Source organism: Klebsiella sp. D-Nf1 (assembly GCF_002810515.1).
GTDB classification, from domain to species: Bacteria; Pseudomonadota; Gammaproteobacteria; order Enterobacterales; family Enterobacteriaceae; genus Klebsiella; species Klebsiella variicola.
On sequence record NZ_PIOK01000001.1, the window covers coordinates 1620268 to 1639741 of the forward strand.

General features: G+C 53.3%; 19 protein-coding genes, 2 tRNA genes and 3 other RNA genes. 11 read left to right on the forward strand and 13 right to left on the reverse strand.

Annotated elements, in window-relative coordinates:
• The first annotated feature begins 30 nt into the window (after window positions 1–30).
• Window positions 31–360, forward strand: coding sequence for an HI1450 family dsDNA-mimic protein (locus CWM54_RS07980; RefSeq protein ID WP_061154212.1), 330 nt, complete (start codon window positions 31–33; stop codon window positions 358–360).
• A 63-nt stretch (window positions 361–423) separates the two neighbouring features.
• Here the strand turns inward: CWM54_RS07980 and CWM54_RS07985 are convergent, their stop codons facing one another.
• From CWM54_RS07985 to CWM54_RS08020, 8 genes are all read right to left on the reverse strand, one after another.
• The gene (locus CWM54_RS07985) at window positions 424–1251 is read right to left on the reverse strand and encodes an ion transporter (protein ID WP_012541359.1); all 828 of its coding nucleotides are present in this window, start codon (window positions 1249–1251) and stop codon (window positions 424–426) included.
• A gap of 54 nt (window positions 1252–1305) precedes the next feature.
• Window positions 1306–2310 carry a murein tripeptide/oligopeptide ABC transporter ATP-binding protein OppF gene (gene oppF / locus CWM54_RS07990; protein ID WP_008804414.1) on the reverse strand — a complete coding sequence of 335 codons (1005 nt, stop codon included), beginning with the start codon at window positions 2308–2310 and terminating at the stop codon, window positions 1306–1308.
• Window positions 2307–3320: an ABC transporter ATP-binding protein gene (locus CWM54_RS07995; protein WP_004151853.1), complete on the reverse strand. Its 1014-nt coding sequence runs from the start codon at window positions 3318–3320 to the stop codon at window positions 2307–2309. Before CWM54_RS07995 ends, oppF begins: the two co-directional genes overlap by 4 nt.
• A gap of 11 nt (window positions 3321–3331) precedes the next feature.
• On the reverse strand, window positions 3332–4240 hold the full coding sequence (gene oppC, locus CWM54_RS08000) for an oligopeptide ABC transporter permease OppC (RefSeq protein WP_061154210.1): 909 nt from the start codon (window positions 4238–4240) through the stop codon (window positions 3332–3334).
• Between the two features lie 14 nt (window positions 4241–4254).
• Complete coding sequence (gene oppB / locus CWM54_RS08005; RefSeq protein WP_061154209.1) at window positions 4255–5175, reverse strand: oligopeptide ABC transporter permease OppB; 921 nt, start codon at window positions 5173–5175, stop codon at window positions 4255–4257.
• 85 nt (window positions 5176–5260) lie between these two features.
• Window positions 5261–6895 (reverse strand): oligopeptide ABC transporter substrate-binding protein OppA, encoded by a 1635-nt coding sequence (oppA, locus tag CWM54_RS08010; RefSeq protein ID WP_074385536.1) that lies wholly within the window; start codon window positions 6893–6895, stop codon window positions 5261–5263.
• A 745-nt stretch (window positions 6896–7640) separates the two neighbouring features.
• Complete coding sequence (locus CWM54_RS08015; protein ID WP_061154207.1) at window positions 7641–8288, reverse strand: YchE family NAAT transporter; 648 nt, start codon at window positions 8286–8288, stop codon at window positions 7641–7643.
• A gap of 183 nt (window positions 8289–8471) precedes the next feature.
• The gene (locus tag CWM54_RS08020; protein ID WP_071839070.1) at window positions 8472–8687 is read right to left on the reverse strand and encodes a hypothetical protein; all 216 of its coding nucleotides are present in this window, start codon (window positions 8685–8687) and stop codon (window positions 8472–8474) included.
• A gap of 77 nt (window positions 8688–8764) precedes the next feature.
• Here CWM54_RS08020 and adhE point away from each other — a divergent pair, with 77 nt between their 5' ends.
• Window positions 8765–11440: a bifunctional acetaldehyde-CoA/alcohol dehydrogenase gene (gene adhE, locus CWM54_RS08025; RefSeq protein WP_074385535.1), complete on the forward strand. Its 2676-nt coding sequence runs from the start codon at window positions 8765–8767 to the stop codon at window positions 11438–11440.
• A gap of 137 nt (window positions 11441–11577) precedes the next feature.
• Here adhE and tdk read toward each other — a convergent pair whose 3' ends face one another.
• Window positions 11578–12195: a thymidine kinase gene (gene tdk, locus CWM54_RS08030; RefSeq protein ID WP_061156354.1), complete on the reverse strand. Its 618-nt coding sequence runs from the start codon at window positions 12193–12195 to the stop codon at window positions 11578–11580.
• Window positions 12196–12202: 7 nt separating this feature from the next.
• Between tdk and CWM54_RS28470 the strand changes: the two genes are divergently transcribed.
• Window positions 12203–12334, forward strand: a complete 132-nt coding sequence (locus tag CWM54_RS28470; RefSeq protein ID WP_165785899.1) for a hypothetical protein — start codon at window positions 12203–12205, stop codon at window positions 12332–12334.
• A 421-nt stretch (window positions 12335–12755) separates the two neighbouring features.
• The gene (gene hns / locus CWM54_RS08035; RefSeq protein ID WP_002910103.1) at window positions 12756–13163 is read left to right on the forward strand and encodes a histone-like nucleoid-structuring protein H-NS; all 408 of its coding nucleotides are present in this window, start codon (window positions 12756–12758) and stop codon (window positions 13161–13163) included.
• A gap of 123 nt (window positions 13164–13286) precedes the next feature.
• Here hns and galU read toward each other — a convergent pair whose 3' ends face one another.
• The 3 genes from galU to rssA form a co-directional block, all read right to left on the reverse strand.
• The gene (gene galU, locus CWM54_RS08040) at window positions 13287–14189 is read right to left on the reverse strand and encodes a UTP--glucose-1-phosphate uridylyltransferase GalU (RefSeq protein WP_061154205.1); all 903 of its coding nucleotides are present in this window, start codon (window positions 14187–14189) and stop codon (window positions 13287–13289) included.
• 197 nt (window positions 14190–14386) lie between these two features.
• Complete coding sequence (gene rssB / locus CWM54_RS08045; protein ID WP_061154204.1) at window positions 14387–15400, reverse strand: two-component system response regulator RssB; 1014 nt, start codon at window positions 15398–15400, stop codon at window positions 14387–14389.
• Between the two features lie 89 nt (window positions 15401–15489).
• On the reverse strand, window positions 15490–16392 hold the full coding sequence (gene rssA / locus CWM54_RS08050) for a patatin-like phospholipase RssA (RefSeq protein WP_061154203.1): 903 nt from the start codon (window positions 16390–16392) through the stop codon (window positions 15490–15492).
• 112 nt (window positions 16393–16504) lie between these two features.
• Here rssA and CWM54_RS08055 point away from each other — a divergent pair, with 112 nt between their 5' ends.
• From CWM54_RS08055 to CWM54_RS08085, 7 genes are all read left to right on the forward strand, one after another.
• Window positions 16505–16963, forward strand: a complete 459-nt coding sequence (locus CWM54_RS08055; protein ID WP_061154202.1) for a YchJ family protein — start codon at window positions 16505–16507, stop codon at window positions 16961–16963.
• 42 nt (window positions 16964–17005) lie between these two features.
• Window positions 17006–17848, forward strand: coding sequence for a formyltetrahydrofolate deformylase (gene purU, locus CWM54_RS08060; protein ID WP_061154201.1), 843 nt, complete (start codon window positions 17006–17008; stop codon window positions 17846–17848).
• Window positions 17849–18007: 159 nt separating this feature from the next.
• Window positions 18008–18092 (forward strand) — tRNA-Tyr (locus CWM54_RS08065).
• Between the two features lie 43 nt (window positions 18093–18135).
• A non-coding RNA gene (locus CWM54_RS08070) (RtT sRNA) lies at window positions 18136–18268 on the forward strand.
• Window positions 18269–18307: 39 nt separating this feature from the next.
• Window positions 18308–18392 (forward strand) — tRNA-Tyr (locus CWM54_RS08075).
• Window positions 18393–18435: 43 nt separating this feature from the next.
• A non-coding RNA gene (locus CWM54_RS08080) (RtT sRNA) lies at window positions 18436–18567 on the forward strand.
• A gap of 69 nt (window positions 18568–18636) precedes the next feature.
• Window positions 18637–18768: non-coding RNA, RtT sRNA (locus CWM54_RS08085), on the forward strand.
• Window positions 18769–18951: 183 nt separating this feature from the next.
• Here the strand turns inward: CWM54_RS08085 and CWM54_RS08090 are convergent.
• Complete coding sequence (locus CWM54_RS08090; protein WP_100680535.1) at window positions 18952–19395, reverse strand: Lrp/AsnC family transcriptional regulator; 444 nt, start codon at window positions 19393–19395, stop codon at window positions 18952–18954.
• Between the last annotated feature and the right edge of the window lie 79 nt (window positions 19396–19474).

The following is a 19474-nucleotide window of genomic DNA, read 5'->3' on the forward strand; positions in this document are numbered from 1 at the left end:
TGCCCATCAGATACCGAATGAGTAGCAATCATGGATATGGATTTAAACAACCGCCTGACCGAAGACGAAACGCTTGAGCAGGCTTACGATATCTTCCTCGAGCTGGCGGCCGACAACCTCGACCCCGCGGACATCATTCTGTTTAACCTGCAGTTTGAAGAGCGCGGGGGCGCCGAGCTGTTCGACCCGGCAGCAGACTGGGAAGAGCATGTGGATTACGATCTGAATCCGGATTTCTTCGCCGAAGTGGTGATTGGCCTGGCGGATACCGATGGCGGGGAAATCAATGACATTTTCGCCCGTGTTCTGCTGTGCCGCGAAAAAGATCATAAGCTGTGTCATATTCTGTGGCGTGAGTAACGCTCACCAGCCAGTGAAAAGCCTGCCGCGATCCTCCCGGCAGGCTTTTTTTATGCTATCAGCTTATTTCGGCAACGCATGGCCGCAGGCGTGACAAAAACGGGCGTTATCGTCATGGTCGCCCTGCTGACATTGCGGACACAGGCGACGCTGACGCCGACGATTCAGGGCGCTGGTCATATGGGTAGTGATAAGCCCGGTCGGTATCGCGATAATGGAGTAGCCGATCAGGATGAGGATCGACGCCAGAATGCGGCCCAGTGGGGTATGCGGGGTGATATCGCCATAGCCGACGGTAGTGATGGTCACGATGGCCCAATAGACCGAGGCGTTGAGCGTCGTAAAGCCGTATTCCGGCCCCTCAATCAAATACATTAGCGAGCCGAAAATCACCATCACAATGGCGATAAACGAATAAAACAGAATCAGCTGGTGGCGCGCACTGACGATTGCCCGCCAGAATACGTTGAGCGAAGGCATAAAACGCAACAGTTTGAGAATACGCAGCGCGCGGATCGCCCGCATTGCTCGCCAGGCAAAAACATAATTCAGGCTAATCTCCGGCCACAGCCACATCACATACAGCGGTAAAATCGTCGCCAGGTCAATCAGCCCCCAAAAGCTGAAAATATAGTGGAGCGGATTGGGCCAGGTGGCGATACGCAGCAGGTACTCCACGGTAAAAACCGCGGTCACCAGCAGCTCCAGCCAGACGAAAATATGCCATTCATCTAATGTCAGATGATATTGCGTGCCCAGCCCCGACTCGATAAAAATCACCAGCACGCTGAGCAAGGCGAAAAGTCCGCACAGCCCTTCGAAGCGGCGGCCGGAACGTCGGTTCTGATCAAAAAGTAAATGATAAAGCCGCAGACGAGCGGCAGAAAGCATACCCACTTCGTTAACCTCGCAAAAAAAAGGGCTGACCTGCGTCAGCCCCTGAGATTATAACGGGTCTACCTTAAGGCAGGAAACCGCATGGCGGAAACTGCCCTCCAGTACCGGGCGGGTTTTCGCACACTCTGGCCCGGCGAGCGGGCAGCGGGTGCGGAACACGCAGCCCGACGGCGGGTTAATTGGCGAGGGTAATTCGCCCTCCAGCAGCTGAATAGTTTTCGCTTTCTCGAGATCAGGATCGGGGATCGGTACCGCCGACATCAGCGCTTTGGTATAAGGATGCAGCGGATTATGGTACACCTCGTCGTAGGTGCCCAGTTCCACCGCATGGCCCAGATACATCACCAGGACGCGATCGGAGATATGTTTAACCACCGCCAGATCGTGGGCGATAAATATCAGTGACAGCCCCATTTCACGCTGCAGCTGCTGCAGCAGGTTGACCACCTGAGCCTGAATCGACACGTCAAGCGCAGATACTGGCTCATCGCAGATAATCAGCTTCGGCTCTAAGATCAGCGCCCGCGCGATGCCAATACGCTGGCACTGACCGCCGGAGAACTCGTGCGGATAGCGGTTGATCAGGTTGGGCAGCAACCCGACCTTCATCATCATCGCTTTGACGCGATCGCGAACTTCCTGACGCGACATCTTCGGATGATAGGTGCGCAGTGGTTCAGCGATAATCTCCCCGATGGTCATGCGTGGGTTCAGCGAGGCCAGCGGATCCTGGAAGATCATCTGGATATCACTGCGCACGTCGCGCCACTCTTCCTGCTTCATGCCCAGCAGATCTTTCCCAAGCCAGGCCACTTTGCCATCGGTCGCTTTCACCAGGCCAATAATGGCGCGGGCGAAGGTCGATTTGCCGCAGCCTGACTCCCCTACTACCCCCAGGGTTTCCCCCTCATAGAGACGCAGCGTCACGCCATCCACCGCTTTCAGCGTTTTCGACGGCTGCCAGAACCACTGCTTGCCATCTTTGATATCGAAATGCACCTTCAGGTCGGCAATCTCGAGCAGAACTTTTCGTTGTTCAGTTACGGCGTTCATAGCAGATCCCCCACCGGTTTAAAGCAGGCGCGCAGGCGGCCTGGCGCGAACGACTCCAGCGGCGGTGCGCTGCTGCACTGCTCCATTGCGTGCGGACAGCGCGGCTGGAATGGGCAGCCTTTCGGCAATCGCAGCAGGTTTGGCGGGTTGCCAGGGATGGTTAACAACGCATCGCCTTCGGCATCCAGACGTGGAACCGCATTCAACAGGCCAATAGAGTATGGATGCGACGGCTGATAGAAGACATCGCGCGCCTGACCGTACTCCATGGTGCGCCCGGCATACATCACCAGCACTTTATCGCAGATCCCGGCCACCACTCCGAGGTCGTGGGTGATCATGATGATGGCCGTATTAAATTCGCGTTTAAGCTCATTCAACAGCGTCATGATCTGCGCCTGCACGGTGACGTCCAGCGCAGTAGTGGGTTCATCCGCTATCAGCAGCCGGGGCCGGCACAGCAGCGCCATGGCAATCATCACGCGCTGGCGCATCCCGCCGGAGAATTCGTGCGGAAACATCTTCATACGCTTGCGCGCTTCCGGCATTTTTACCGCGTCGAGCATCTTCACCGACTCTTCAAAGGCTTCGGCTTTACTCAGCCCTTTGTGCAGCATCAGGACTTCCATTAACTGCTCGCCCACCCGCATATACGGATTGAGGGACGTCATCGGGTCCTGGAAAATCATCGAGATTTGCTCGGCGCGCAGTTTGTTCAGCTCGCGTTCGGGCAAATTGAGGATCTGCCGGCCGTTAAAGGTGGCGGAGCCCCCGATACGACCGTTGGCCGCCAGCAGTCCCATCAGGGCGAAGGCGGTTTGCGATTTACCGGAGCCAGATTCCCCCACAATGCCGAGCGTCTCGCCCGCCTGCAGGGTGAAGTTCAGGTCATTGACGGCGGTGACATCGCCATCCGGCGTTTTAAAGGTGACGCGAAGATCTTTCACGTCCAGCAGCAGGCCGCTGTGACTCTGCGCTTGCGGCGCCTTTGCCGTTTCAATCATGGTCATGGCAGCGCTCCTTAGCGGTCTTTCGGGTCGAGGGCATCACGCAGACCATCGCCGATAAAGTTGAAACAGAACAGGGTCACCACCAGGAAACCCGCCGGGAACAGCAGCAGCCAGGGCGAGACCTCCATTGAGTTGGCGCCATCGCTGAGCAATGCTCCCCAGCTGCTGAGCGGCTCCTGGGTTCCCAGCCCGAGGAAGCTGAGGAAGGATTCGAAGAGGATCATGCTGGGGACCAGCAGCGAGGCATACACTACCACCACCCCCAGTACGTTGGGGACGATATGGCGCAGCACGATGCTGGCCGTGGAGACCCCACCGACCTGCGCGGCTTCGATAAACTCTTTGCGCTTCAGGCTCAAGGTTTGTCCGCGAACGATACGGGCCATATCCAGCCAGGAAACCATGCCGATGGCGACGAAGATTAACAGGATATTCTGACCAAAAAAGGTGACCAGCAGGATAACAAAGAACATAAACGGGAAGGAGTTGAGGATCTCCAGCAGACGCATCATCACCGAATCCACTTTGCCGCCGAGATAACCGGAAAGCGAACCGTACAGCGTGCCGAGGATCACCGCCACCAGCGCCGCCGCCACCCCGACCATCAGCGAAATACGCCCGCCGATCGCCACACGCACCAGCAGGTCGCGCCCGGAGGAGTCGGTCCCGAAGTAGTGGCCTGAAGCCATATCCGGCGCGTTGGACATCATGCCCCAGTCGGTATCGAAGTAGGAGAACGACGACACCATCGGCGCAAGGGTGACAAACAGCGCAATAAGCACCAGCATGATCAGGCTGGTCACCGCGGCGCGGTTATGCATAAAGCGGCGACGCGCATCCTGCCAGAGGCTACGCCCCTCCACTTCCAGCTTCTCACTGAAGTTTTCCAGCGCCTCGCTATTTTTCTTACTTAACATCATGGCGAACTCCGGCTTCAGTAGCGAATCTTCGGATCGATAACGGCGTACAGCACGTCAACGATGGCGTTGAACAGGATAGTCAGGGCGCCAACGAGGATCGTCAGGCTCAGCACCAGCGAGTAGTCGCGGTTAAGCGCCCCGTTAACGAACAGCTGACCGATCCCCGGCAGGCCGTAAATGGTTTCAATGACCATTGAGCCCGTGATGATGCCCACAAAAGCTGGCCCCATATAGGAGAGCACCGGCAGCAGCGCCGGCTTCAGCGCATGGCGCAAAATAATGCGGCGCATCGGCAGCCCTTTTGCCCGCGCGGTGCGGATAAAGTTAGAGTGCAGCACTTCAATCATCGAGCCGCGGGTAATACGCGCGATGCTGGCAATATAGGCCAGAGAAAGCGCCACCATCGGCAGGATCATAAACTTCAGCGCTCCCCCGTTCCAGCCGCCCCCCGGCAGCCAGTGCAGGGTAATGGCAAAGATCATCACCAGCAGCGGCGCGACCACAAAGCTCGGAATAACCACGCCGGTCATGGCTACCCCCATCACCGCGTAGTCCCATCGGGTGTTTTGCTTCAGGGCGGCTATCACCCCGGCGGCGACGCCGATCACCACCGCCAGTAAAAAGGCGGCGAAGCCCAGTTTCGCAGAAACCGGGAAGCTGGCAGCCACCAGATCGTTGACCGAATAATCTTTGTATTTAAAAGAGGGACCAAAATCGCCATGCGCCAGCTGCTTCAGATAATTGAAGTACTGCGTCATGATAGGGTCGTTTAAATGGTATTTTGCTTCAATATTCGCCATGACTTCCGGCGGCAGGGTGCGCTCCCCGGTAAAAGGACTTCCCGGCGCCAGACGCATCATGAAGAATGAGATGGTAATAAGAATAAATAGTGTCGGAATCGCTTCCAGACAGCGACGAAAGATAAATTTTAACATTGCCCGTACCTTCTGGCGTGTGCCTTTGCACTGCTCTCAAATAAGACACGATGGAGCGAGCACAGGCCCGCTCCACGTATTGCCATTAATGTTTGATAACGTAGAGATCTTTGGTATAGACGTTATCCATCGGGTCTTTACCGGTATAGCCCCCTACCCACGGTTTCACCAGGCGGGCGTTGACGTAGTAATAGACCGGTACAATCGCGCTGTCTTTATCCAGCTGCTGTTCCGCTTTCGCATAGGCTGCCGTACGCTGCGCTTCATCAGACGCTTTTACGGATTCAGCCATAATCTTGTCGAACGCCGGGCTCTTATAGTGCGCAGTGTTCATTGAGCTGTCAGAGAGCATGGTGTTCAGGAAGGAAGTTGGCTCGTTATAGTCGGCGCACCAGCCCGCGCGTGCCACGTCATAGGTGCCCTGGTGACGGGTATCGAGGAACGTTTTCCACTCCTGGTTAACCAGCTTCACGTCAATGCCCAGGTTTTTACGCCACAGCGAGGCGGCGGCAATCGCCAGCTTCTTGTGCAAATCGGAGGTGTTATACAGCAGGTTAAAGGTTAACGGTTTATCCGCGGTGTAACCGGCTTCGGCCAGCAGTTTCTTCGCTTCTTCGTTACGTTTTTCCTGCGACCAGGTGAACCATTCCGGCTCGCTCAGCTTCGCGCCATCGGTGTAAGGCGGTGTGTAGCCGTAGGCCGGCAGATCGCCCTGTCCTTTCACCTTGTTAGCAATAATGTCGCGATCCAGACCCAGCTTCAGCGCGGTACGGACGCGTACGTCGGTAAACGGCGCTTTCTGGTTGTTGATTTCGTAATAATAGGTACACAGATACGGGTCAACATGCAGCTCGTTCGGGATCTCTTTTTTCAGCTTCTGGAAGAGTTCGATCGGCAGTTGGTTATAAGTCATGTCCAGTTCACCGCTGCGATAGCGGTTAACATAGGTCACTTCAGAAGAGGTCGGCAGCCAGGTGACGGTGTTAATGACGGTTTTAGCATTATCCCAGTAGTGCGGGTTGCGCTCCATCACGATACGTTCGTTGACCACCCAGTCTTTCAGCGTGTAGGCACCGTTGGTGACGATATTGCCAGGCTGTGTCCATTTCTCGCCAAATTTTTCAATGGCCGGTTTGTAGACAGGAGACATCGCCGGGTTAACCAGCAGCTTATAAAAATAAGGGACTGGCTCACTGAGGGTGACTTCCAGCGTGTGGTCGTCAATGGCTTTTACACCCAGTTCGCTCGGGGCTTTCTTGCCGTCAATGATTTCGTCGACGTTAAGGATATGACCATATTGCGGATAGCTGGCATAAGGAGACGCTGTTTTCGGGTCCACCAGACGCTGCCAGCTGTATACGAAGTCCTGGGCGGTAACCGGCTCGCCGTTAGACCATTTCGCATCTTTACGCAGATGGAAGGTCCAGACTTTAAAATCTTTATTATCCCAGCTCTCTGCTACGCCAGGGATCGGGTGGCCATCTTTCGGCGAAGTATTCAGCAACCCTTCGAAGAGGTCGCGGCTAATATTGGCCTCGGGTACCCCTTCAATTTTATTCGGGTCCAGCGATTGCGGCTCAGCGCCGCTATTTCGTACCAGCGTTTGCTTATCCGACAGCTGCACACCGGCCGGGACATCCGCTGCCATAGCCATATTGCCGGCAATGAGTGCGGATAGCACTCCCGCGGCGATCAAACGTTTTTTAGTGATGATGGTCATTGTGTTGTAACTCCAGTCATTATAATTACTGGTTTTTTAACCAGCCTGTTTTTTTCCCGTTTAAGGGGATCTGTCCAACGCAGGAGCGTTTGCGATTGGCAGATTGCTATCACCGACTTATTTATTACGACCGCTCGAACGGCAGTCTTAACGTCGATTCGTTCCCCCTCGCTGGAGGGCAGTTCCGGCGCAGTGAGATTATTAAAAATGATTCTCATTTACGCACATAATTCAGCTGACGATAACGGCGGAAAGTACCAAAAGGTAAACACCTCCGCCAATGCAATTTGCAAATATGTTACCGGATTCTCTTTTATTGCTGATGCTGATCGCGATGCTTAAGGTTTCCGCGAACCAGTGATAAAAAAATATCATTATTAATCATAACGATATGATTACTTTATCGTCTGGCGAACCGAGCATTGCTTGAAAGATGCTTTTTTGTACAAAAATTTAACAACAGGTTACTTTTTAGCACATTCATCTACAGCCTTGTTAAAATTACTAATATCATTTCGATGATCCGACAGCAAGTGCCAGAGAATGATGTGAGGAAAATAACATCACAGGAAGGAAGAGCGTGAGCGGAAAACAATGAACAAAAACAGATATCTTAATGAAAAATATGAAATTACAGATATTATCGCAAAACGTTATCTCAACAGCCGATCTCGCGCTGGTTAATAGGTTTTGCTAATAATCGCGCAAGCGCGAAGTGAAGCCTCCACGCTTGCATGGTGTTCCACTAATTAAGCAGTCCGGGGAACAGCGCTTTAATACCGGTTACGATAAATTCGATCCCCAGGGCCATCAGCAACAAGCCCATGATACGGGTGATGACGTTGATTCCCGTCTGCCCCAGCAGACGAACCAGCCACGGCGCCATTCGGAAAATGCCCCAGCAGCAGAGAGCGAATACCGCTATCGCCAGTGAGAACCCGACCAGGTGCATCCAGGAATGATATCGGGTACCCCAGACGATGGTTGAACTGATTGCCCCCGGTCCGGCCATTAAAGGGAGCGCGAGAGGCACGACGCCGATGCTCTCCCGGACCGCCGTCTCCGACTTCTCCTGCTTGTTCTGCTTATCTTCGCCGAGCTTGCCGCTGATCATCGACATCGCAATGGTGACCACCAGGATGCCGCCGGCAATGCGGAAGGAATCAATCGAGATGCCAAAAATCTGCAGAATGCCATCGCCGAGAAACAACGACGTCAGGAGGATGATCGCCACCGACAGGTTTGCGGTCAGGTTGGTCTTGTTGCGTACCGCTGCCGGTTGGTAGCTGGTCATACTGATGAACACCGGAATGATGCCAACCGGGTTGACCAGGGCAAATAAGCCAATGAAAAACTTGAAATAGGTAGCAAAATCGAACAGTGGTTGAGTCACAATGGGCTCCGCAGCATCATCAAAATTGGCGGTTGACTATTAACAGCATAAAATAACTGCGCGAAACATACGCTTTTTGCATGCAATATTCATTATAAATATGCATAACCCGTTGATATGTATCGAATGTTAGTTATTTGTAACTTTAATGCTAATCGTTTTTTTAATTTCAAAACCCTTCTATTACACTTGATCGAACCGGTTAAAAAGCAGCCAGCTGAAAGGTATCAGCCACGCCAATACTTGATCTAAATCACGTATTTTGTACTCAGAAGTGAGTAATCTTGATGACACCAACAGAGTGGAAGGCAGCAGTACCTGAAAGTTAAAGAGATAAAGCTTTTTTAGTAAATCGGTAAAACAGTGTCCTGATTTTTCTACATAAACATTTACATGCAAGCTGTTAACAGCCTGTCTATAATGTCGAATCGAGCGACTGATTTACTAAAAAAGTTTAACATTATCAGGAGAGCATTATGGCTGTTACTAATATCGCTGAACTGAACGCGCTTGTTGAGCGTGTAAAGAAAGCCCAGCGTGAATATGCCAGTTTCACTCAAGAACAAGTCGACAAAATCTTCCGCGCCGCCGCTCTGGCCGCTGCAGATGCTCGAATCCCTCTCGCCAAAATGGCCGTTGCCGAATCCGGCATGGGTATCGTTGAAGACAAAGTAATCAAAAACCACTTCGCTTCCGAATACATTTACAACGCATATAAAGACGAAAAAACCTGTGGCGTCCTGTCAGAAGACGACACCTTTGGTACCATCACTATCGCTGAACCTATCGGCATCATCTGCGGTATCGTACCGACCACGAACCCGACTTCAACAGCCATCTTCAAATCGCTCATCAGCCTGAAGACACGTAACGCCATCATTTTCTCCCCGCATCCGCGTGCTAAAGAAGCCACCAACAAAGCGGCTGACATCGTACTGCAGGCTGCCATTGCTGCTGGCGCGCCGAAAGACCTGATCGGCTGGATCGATCAGCCGTCCGTAGAACTGTCTAACGCGCTGATGCATCACCCGGACATCAACCTGATCCTTGCGACCGGTGGTCCAGGCATGGTGAAAGCGGCGTACAGCTCCGGTAAACCAGCTATCGGCGTTGGTGCCGGTAATACCCCGGTGGTCATTGATGAAACGGCTGACATCAAACGCGCTGTTGCTTCCGTGCTGATGTCTAAAACCTTCGATAACGGCGTTATCTGTGCTTCTGAGCAGTCCGTTGTTGTCGTTGATTCAGTGTATGACGCAGTTCGCGAACGTTTCGCCAGCCACGGCGGCTACCTGCTGCAGGGGAAAGAGCTGAAAGCGGTTCAGGACATCATCCTGAAAAATGGCGCGCTGAACGCCGCTATCGTTGGTCAGCCAGCGGCAAAAATCGCTGAACTGGCAGGCTTCACCGTTCCTGCTACGACTAAGATCCTGATTGGCGAAGTCACTAACGTTGACGAAAGCGAACCGTTTGCTCACGAAAAACTGTCTCCGACACTGGCGATGTATCGTGCGAAAGATTTCGAAGACGCAGTGATCAAAGCGGAAAAACTGGTCGCCATGGGCGGTATCGGTCATACCTCTTGCTTGTACACCGACCAGGACAACCAGCCGGCTCGCGTGGCTTACTTCGGCCAGATGATGAAAACCGCACGTATCCTGATCAACACCCCGGCTTCTCAGGGTGGTATCGGTGACCTGTACAACTTCAAACTCGCGCCTTCCCTGACTCTGGGTTGTGGTTCCTGGGGTGGTAACTCCATCTCTGAAAACGTTGGTCCGAAACACCTGATCAACAAGAAAACCGTTGCTAAGCGAGCTGAAAACATGTTGTGGCATAAACTTCCGAAATCTATCTACTTCCGTCGTGGCTCTCTGCCTATCGCACTGGATGAAGTGATTACTGATGGTCACAAACGCGCGCTGATCGTGACTGACCGCTTCCTGTTCAACAACGGCTATGCCGATCAGATCACTTCCGTACTGAAAGCAGCGGGTGTTGAAACCGAAGTCTTCTTCGAAGTTGAAGCTGACCCAACCCTGACCATCGTACGTAAAGGTGCCGATCTGGCGAACTCCTTCAAACCAGACGTCATCATCGCGCTGGGCGGCGGTTCCCCGATGGATGCGGCGAAAATCATGTGGGTCATGTACGAGCACCCGGAAACCCACTTCGAAGAACTGGCGCTGCGCTTTATGGATATCCGTAAACGTATCTACAAGTTCCCGAAAATGGGCGTCAAAGCCAAGATGGTGGCGATCACTACCACTTCCGGTACCGGTTCTGAAGTCACTCCGTTCGCCGTGGTGACCGATGACGCGACCGGTCAGAAATATCCGCTGGCAGACTACGCGCTGACCCCAGATATGGCTATCGTCGATGCCAACCTGGTGATGGATATGCCGAAATCGCTGTGTGCGTTCGGTGGTCTGGATGCCGTGACTCACGCCCTGGAAGCTTACGTTTCCGTGCTGGCTTCTGAGTTCTCTGACGGCCAGGCTCTGCAGGCACTGAAACTGCTGAAAGAGTACCTGCCGGCTTCCTACCACGAAGGTTCCAAGAACCCGGTTGCCCGTGAGCGCGTACACAGTGCTGCGACTATCGCCGGTATCGCGTTTGCGAACGCCTTCCTCGGGGTGTGTCACTCCATGGCGCACAAACTGGGCTCCCAGTTCCATATTCCGCACGGTCTGGCCAACGCCTTGCTGATCTGCAACGTTATCCGCTACAACGCGAATGACAACCCGACCAAGCAGACCGCGTTCAGCCAGTACGACCGTCCGCAGGCTCGTCGTCGCTACGCTGAAATCGCCGATCACCTGGGTCTCTCCGCACCGGGCGACCGCACCGCAGCGAAAATCGAGAAACTGCTGGCATGGCTGGAAAGCATCAAAGCTGAGCTGGGTATTCCGAAATCTATCCGCGAAGCTGGCGTTCAGGAAGCTGACTTCCTGGCCAACGTTGATAAGCTGTCTGAAGATGCATTCGATGACCAGTGCACCGGCGCTAACCCGCGCTACCCGCTGATCTCCGAGCTGAAACAGATTCTGCTGGATACCTACTACGGCCGCGAATTCGTCGAAGGCGAAACTGCTGCGAAAACCGAAGCTGCTCCAGTGAAAGCTGAGAAAAAAGCGAAGAAATCCGCTTAATCAACAGCCGTAAACGCTCTGCAAGCCCCGTCAGATGACGGGGCTTTTTTTATGCCTGCCTGTAGCCATCCCTGAGCACAAGGCTTCCTGGATATAAAAAAGGCGCCCACAGGCGCCTGTACGAGCTTCTGAGCGGCTCAGCAGGAGTGACGCTGGTTTTGTACCTGGGTTAAAGAACCCACGCTCAGCGCCTCTTTATAATGCTTACGACAGACGGAGACATACCGCTCATTGCCGCCGATGACGACCTGCTCGCCTTCATTATAAGGTCGCCCCTCTTGATCGAGACGTAGCACCATGCTGGCCTTACGCCCGCAGAAGCAGATGGTTTTCAGCTCCACCAGCTTATCGGACCACGCCAGTAAATACTGGCTTCCGGTAAAGAGCTCGCCGCGAAAATCCGTCCGCAGTCCATAGCAAAGCACCGGAATATCCAGCGTATCGACAACTTCGGACAGCTCATGAACCTGTTCGCGCGTCAGAAACTGGCTTTCGTCCACCAGCACGCAGTGAATCGGCTTGAGCTTGTGCTCTGCCGCAATATCGTTAAAGAGTGACGTCTGCGGATTATACAACCGGGCCGGCGAGGAGAGACCGATACGCGAGCTGACTTTTCCAGCGCCAAAGCGGTCATCTATCTCAGCGGTATAAACGACGGTACGCATCCCCCGCTCCTGGTAATTGTACGAAGATTGCAACAGAGCGGTCGACTTACCTGCATTCATTGCAGAGTAGTAGAAATAAAGTTGTGCCATCGGCTGCGTGACCCCAATCAAAGTGTTTTATCGCGGCGGCGATTGTACCATATTTTATGCGTACAGCCGCCCTTTCAGCAGGGGTATTGTCGCGGCGCTGAAGGGCCCGGATACAGAAAGGGTTAAGAGGATGAATTGAATTTACAGGGCCATTATTTGTACGCCCCGTTACGCTATCAGCGCGGTAACCATTGTCTTTTCGTGCTTATAGGGCCAGTACCCATGGGCTATAAGCGGTCTTGCGCATTGTTTTATATTAAGGCGCGTAACCAAAAATGCGCTAATACTGACGAGGGTTATTTACCCATGTAAAGGATAATTTTTCTCACCGAACCTCAGAAAAAGCATACGGTCTCAGTGTTTTAGCCAGCCTTCCGCTCATGGCTATAAGGAGGAAAGATGTGAAGCAGCACGAGAATTTTAACTTAAATTAATTAATTCCCGCGACAAATAACCAGTAATTTTGAATTCCTTACATTCTCCCCTATTGCACAACGCATTTTATCGCTCTATTATTAGTTCAACAAACCACCCCACAATATAAGTTTGAGATTACTACAATGAGCGAAGCACTTAAAATTTTGAACAACATCCGTACTCTTCGTGCGCAGGCAAGAGAATGCACCCTTGAAACGCTCGAAGAAATGCTGGAAAAATTAGAAGTCGTTGTTAACGAGCGCCGTGAAGAAGAAAACGCCGCCGCGGCAGAAATTGAAGAACGTACGCGTAAGCTGCAGCAATACCGTGAAATGCTGATTGCTGACGGTATTGACCCGAATGAACTGCTGAGCACCATGGCTGCCGTTAAAGCCGGTACCAAAACTAAGCGTGCTGCACGTCCGGCTAAATATAGCTATGTAGACGAAAACGGCGAAACCAAAACCTGGACTGGCCAGGGCCGTACTCCTGCGGTGATCAAAAAAGCAATGGACGAACAAGGTAAATCACTGGACGATTTCCTGATCTAATCTCCGTTGTCGCAATATTAAAAATCCCGCTCCGGCGGGATTTTTTTTGCCCTCAGGCTCGACAAACAAAAACCGGGAGTCGCTGACGCGCTCCCGGTTTCAGGCTTTCAATAGCACTGCGGATTACTTCGTCACCGCGGTTTCCAGCCAGGCTTTAAAATCTTCACCAAGCGTCTTGTGGCGAATGCCATATTCGACAAATGCCTGCATGTAGCCGAGCTTATTGCCGCAGTCATGGCTCTTGCCTTTCATATGATAAGCTTCAACCGTCTCTTTCTCGATCAGCATATCAATTGCGTCAGTCAGCTGAATTTCATCACCGGCGCCCGGAGGGGTCTTCGCCAGCAGCGGCCAAATATCTGCACTGAGGACATAACGCCCTACTACCGCCAGGTTAGACGGCGCAACGTCAGCTTTTGGCTTCTCGACCACGCCCACCATCGGCACGCTTTCGCCCGGCTTCAGGGATTCACCTTTACAATCGACCACGCCATACGCGGTCACATCCGCGACAGGCTCAACCATAATCTGGCTGGCGCCGGTCTCATCAAAGCGAGAGATCATCTCCGCGAGGTTATCGCGGCTCAGATCGGACTCAAACTCATCCAGAATAACGTCTGGCAGAATAACCGCCACCGGCTCATCACCCACTACCGGATGAGCACAAAGTACCGCGTGACCAAGGCCTTTCGCCAGGCCCTGGCGAACCTGCATAATTGTCACGTGCGGCGGGCAAATAGACTGCACTTCTTCCAGAAGCTGGCGTTTTACACGTTTTTCCAGCATCGCTTCCAGCTCAAAACTGGTATCGAAATGGTTTTCGATAGAGTTTTTCGACGAGTGCGTTACCAGAACAATTTCAGTAATTCCTGCAGCGATACATTCATTAACAACGTACTGAATTAACGGCTTATCTACCAGCGGCAGCATTTCTTTTGGAATCGCTTTGGTGGCAGGCAGCATCCTGGTGCCTAATCCCGCAACCGGGATAACCGCTTTTCTGACTTTAGAATTAAGGGCAGCCATTGAAATCTCCTGGACTGTTTGTTTTTTAAACTTCTCGTTACAAATAACGTGTCGAGTATATCAGCCAACCGCGTATTCACTGGTCTGAAAAGGTTCCGATAGCCTCGAATTAGGACTTTTACGCATAAAACTGCTCGATGGTACCACCAGTAAAGGGCTACGGGTAATGCCGTCTGCTTAGATATAAACGCAATTGCTCATTCCGCAGACAACATTAAGCGTAAACGCCCTCCGGCCCCCCAAATTTGGCACTGCCATGAGGCGCAGCGCTGGCTAATTTGATTAAGATAGGCATCACCCAGCGTCCCTAAAGGAACGCCATTACTTATCTGAATTTGATGCTCACCGGTATTCAACGTGCCATTGAGGCCTGCTGACACCAGAATTAAATTTTTCAAACCGCTGTGGTAATAACCCACCAGCAAAGGGAACTGACCGGGAAGATTCGCCTGACGCAGCAACTGATTGACCTGTTTTAACAAACTCCCCATTTCAGGTAGCCGTTGCCCCTGATGCGCCAGTTGCTCCTGCAGCAGACTATTGAACAACGCGCGCAGTAATAATGCCGCCAGCACGCCATTATCCCCTGCTCGTGTGACATCCAGACAATAGAAAGCCAAATCATTTTCCGAGAGCGGCGCAATATCGAGCACCAACCCCGGCTTATCCGCTGACACCAGCTGTCGATAATGAATGCGGCAATGCGACATTTCCTGTTGCACTGGAGGTTGCAGCTCCTGCAGTAGCCTCGACGCGGCGGTCGGATTACTGACCAGCGCGTCCCAGTCCTCAAATAAACGCTCTTCCTCTTCCACACGTGAACTAAACATCGCGGGATACAGGCAGGCATAAACGGTTTCACGCAGGCGATCGAAATCTTTCACCGGTTTTAACAGCACATCCTGGACGCCCAGCCGTAACGCTTTGGCAATATCCGCCATGTTTTCGGTGGCGGAAATCATCAGAATCGGCAGCTGCTCGCCGCGGTTACGCAGCGTCTCGACCAGTTCCAGACCGTTCATTCTCGGCATTGAGATGTCGCAAATCATCAGGTCTGGACGCACCTCGGTCATTTTATGCAGGGCATCCATGCCATCTTCCGCCAGCCAGGTTGTTGCTCCCAGCGAGGTCAGCCATCCATGCAAGAGTGAGCGGAAAACGGGTTCGTCTTCAACTATCAGAATCTGTTTCCCCGCCAATGGCTGCGTCATGATATCTCCCCTGGCTGACGATAATTCAATAGTGGCACGCTATTCTCACTATCGCCTGTCAGATTTTACTTAAGTCAGGTACTTGTACGTCAAACCGCTGTACGCACTAAGGGTAATAGTTCATCCATTTTCTTTTCCACGGCCAAATGGCCCGCGGCAATCGCCTCTCCTGCGCGATGGAAGTCGAGCGTCGACACTTGCGGACAGTATGGCTGCAGCAGGATATCCGGCGGGTCACCCGCCATGCGGTTGCGTTTAAGACGGTTCTCCAGAACCTGGATAGACGTGGTCATGATCTCCATCGCCGTCGGCGTCACGGCCGTACGACGGGAGCTCATTTGCGTCAACCGCGCGCGCAGACGAGTATGCCATGGACCCTCCTTCTCTTCGGCTTCCGGCCGCGGCGTTTCGAGGGAGAATAAATCTTGCTGCATGAGATGGGCATCATGTTGCAGGTCAACGGCAATCACGATATCGGCCCCCATTGCCCGCGTCAGCGACACGGGAACCGGGTTGACCACCGCGCCATCGACCAGCCAGTAACCATTATGCCTTACCGGCGCCATCAATCCTGGCATACTGCAGGAGGCTCGAACGGCTAAGTGCAGGTCGCCTTCAGTAAACCACAGTTCCCGGCCGGTGCTTAAATTGGTCGCGACGGCAGCAAACCGACGTTCGCAGCGTTCGATATCGGTCACCGGCATGATGCGACGGTAATGGTTAAATACCTTTTCACCGCGCAGCAGACCCCCACGTCGCCAGGAGAGGTCCATCAGCTTCAGGACATCCCAGTTGCTAAATGAGCAGATCCATGACTCGAGCGCCGGGAGCCGGTTGCAGGCATACGCCGCCCCTACCAGCGAACCGATAGAGCACCCCGCGACGATATCAATCTCGATACCAGCCTGACGGAGGGCATTGATGACGCCAATGTGCGACCATCCTCGGGCAGCTCCCGCCCCTAACGCCAGACCAATTTTAAGCTTTCTCATTATTACTGATAACTATCCTTCCACTCTGAGCGTGGCAACATTGTCACGGCTCAGTTAACATAAACACCTTTGGCGTTGAAGCGCCGTAACTCTTTCTTCCATGGAGGCAGTCTTGTCGCAATTATGCCCCTGTGGCAGCGCACTGGAGTATAGCTCATGTTGCCAGCGATATCTGTGCGGCGCAGAGCTTGCGCCAGGCCCGTCACAGCTTATGCGCTCCCGCTATAGCGCGTTCGTCATGAAAGACGCCGACTATCTGATTAAAACCTGGCATCCGTCCTGTCAGGCACAGGCGTTTCGCGCCGAACTGGAGAAGGGGTTTAGCCAGACCGAATGGCTTGGCTTAACCCTGTTCGCCAGTGATGAAGGGCGAGCACCACATGAAGGCTTTGTCAGCTTTGTCGCCCGCTTTAATGACAATAACCGTCCGGGCGCCATTATTGAACGTTCCAGATTCTTAAAAGAAAATGGACAGTGGTACTATATCGACGGGACACGACCGCTGATTGGTCGTAATGACCCCTGCCCTTGCGGCTCAGGTAAAAAATTTAAAAAATGCTGCGGCCAGTAACGCTGCCGTAGCGCTAGCAAACACTACAGGATTTTCCTCGCGATGCATTCATTACAACGTAAAGTACTACGCACTATTTGCCCTGATCAGAAAGGCCTCATCGCGCGTATCACCAATATCTGCTACAAGCATGAACTCAACATTGTGCAGAACAATGAATTTGTTGACCACCGTACCGGTCGTTTCTTTATGCGCACCGAACTGGAAGGCATTTTTAACGACGCTATTCTGCTGGCCGATCTCGACAGCGCCCTGCCGGAAGGCTCTATCCGCGAACTGAATCCGGCAGGCCGTCGCCGCGTGGTCATTCTGGTGACGAAAGAGGCGCACTGCCTCGGCGACCTGCTGATGAAAGCCAACTACGGCGGACTGGATGTCGACATCGCCGCGATTATCGGCAACCATGACACGTTGCGCCCGCTGGTAGAGCGCTTTGGTATTCCGTTTGAGCTGGTCAGCCACGAAGGGTTAAGCCGCGAAGAACACGACAAGCAGATGGGAGATGCCATTGCAGCCCACGATCCGGATTACGTGGTACTGGCCAAGTATATGCGCGTCCTCACCCCGGAGTTTGTCGCCCGCTTCCCGAACAAGATCATCAATATTCACCATTCGTTTTTACCGGCGTTTATCGGTGCCCGTCCCTATCATCAGGCCTATGAGCGCGGCGTGAAGATCATTGGCGCCACCGCCCACTACGTGAATGACAATCTGGATGAAGGCCCAATCATCATGCAGGACGTGATTCACGTCGATCATACCTATACCGCAGAAGATATGATGCGCGCTGGGCGCGATGTTGAGAAAAACGTCTTGAGCCGGGCGCTGTATCAGGTACTGGCGCAGCGCGTCTTCGTTTACGGTAACCGGACGATTATTCTTTAATCGACTGAGAAATGAATTGGTTAGCTTTACGGCGTTACGCGTAAAAATCAGGCAACCAGTTTATTTTTGTCAAACGAATGCTTTACAGGGGCGCATCATTTGGTATGATGCGCCCCGCTTCCCGAGAAGGAAGCGGGCCAGTACAAAGCATTACCCCGTGGTGGGGTTCCCGAGCGGCCAAAGGGAGCAGACTGTAAATCTGCCGTCATCGACTTCGAAGGTTCGAATCCTTCCCCCACCACCATTATTCACTACAGTGATATGGTTTCCCCGACAAGCGTAAACGATGTTTGCACTTAGCGGGAAGGGTAAGAACCTTCGACTAAGGTTCGACTCGAGTGCCAGCGAGAGAACGTTGCCACAGGTAACGGCCCGAAGGGCGAGGAGCGATAGCGACGAGTTATCCTTCCCCCACCACCATTCATTTTGCTGAATAGCCTACAATGTGATTTTACCCCTGGTGGGGTTCCCGAGCGGCCAAAGGGAGCAGACTGTAAATCTGCCGTCATCGACTTCGAAGGTTCGAATCCTTCCCCCACCACCATCTCCCCATGTCATGTCCAGCTTAATCTACCTACGATATTCTATATTCTGCCCTACGGGGAAGGATGAGAAGCTTCGACTAAGGTTCGACTCAAGCGTAGCGAGAGAACGTTGCCGCAGGCAACGGCCCGAAGGGCGAGGAGCGATAGCGACGAGTTATCCTTCCCCCACTACTGTTGCACTCTCTTCAGCCACCTGTGCTGCTATCTCCTCGCTCGCGCTTCGCTTAGCGAGGCTACACGCTATATTCTACTCCACGGGGAAGGATGAGAAGCTTCGACTAAGGTTCGACTCGAGCGTAGCGAGAGAACGTTGCCGCAGGCAACGGCCCGAAGGGCGAGGCGCTTTAGCGCCGAGTTATCCTTCCCCCACCATTCTCGCGCTCTCTGCAACCACCTGTACTGCTATCTCCTCGCTCGCGCTTCGCTTAGCGAGGCTACACGCTATATTCTGCCCTACGGGTTGTACTGCTACCTCCTCGCTCGCGCTTCGCTTAGCGAGGCTACAGGTGGTGCCGTTTGGTAGCCCGGACAGGTGCGCAGCACCGTCTCCGGGAAAACTCACAGCGGTGGCAACCGCCTTTTTACCGGCGAGCTTTTCACCACCGAGGTGTTACACTGCGCATACTCGGCCAGACCGTCCAGCAGGGTATCCAGCTGGGCAATATCGCGCACCACGAGGCGCATCACGAAACAATCTTCCCCGGTCACTTTGTCACTTTCAATGCATTCCGGCATCGCCTGGATATATTTATCCACCTTCTGCAGCAGCCCAGGCAGCGGCCGGACCCGCACCAGCGCCTGCAGGCTGTAGCCCAGCGCGGCGAGATTCACCCGCGCCCCATAGCCCTGAATGACGCCCCGCTCCTCCAGGCGCTTCACCCGCTCGGCCGTGCTCGGCGAGGTCAGCCCCACTCGCGCGCTCAATACCTTTAGCGAGACTCTGGCATCCTGAGTCAGGCAAGTGAGGATCGCCCGGTCAATTTCATCAAGTGCGTCATTCATGTTTTTCACCTAATTATAAAAGGCATTCGCCTCTTTCTACCTTAATTCAGCCATATCACCCTGTCAGGGTTTTTCGCAC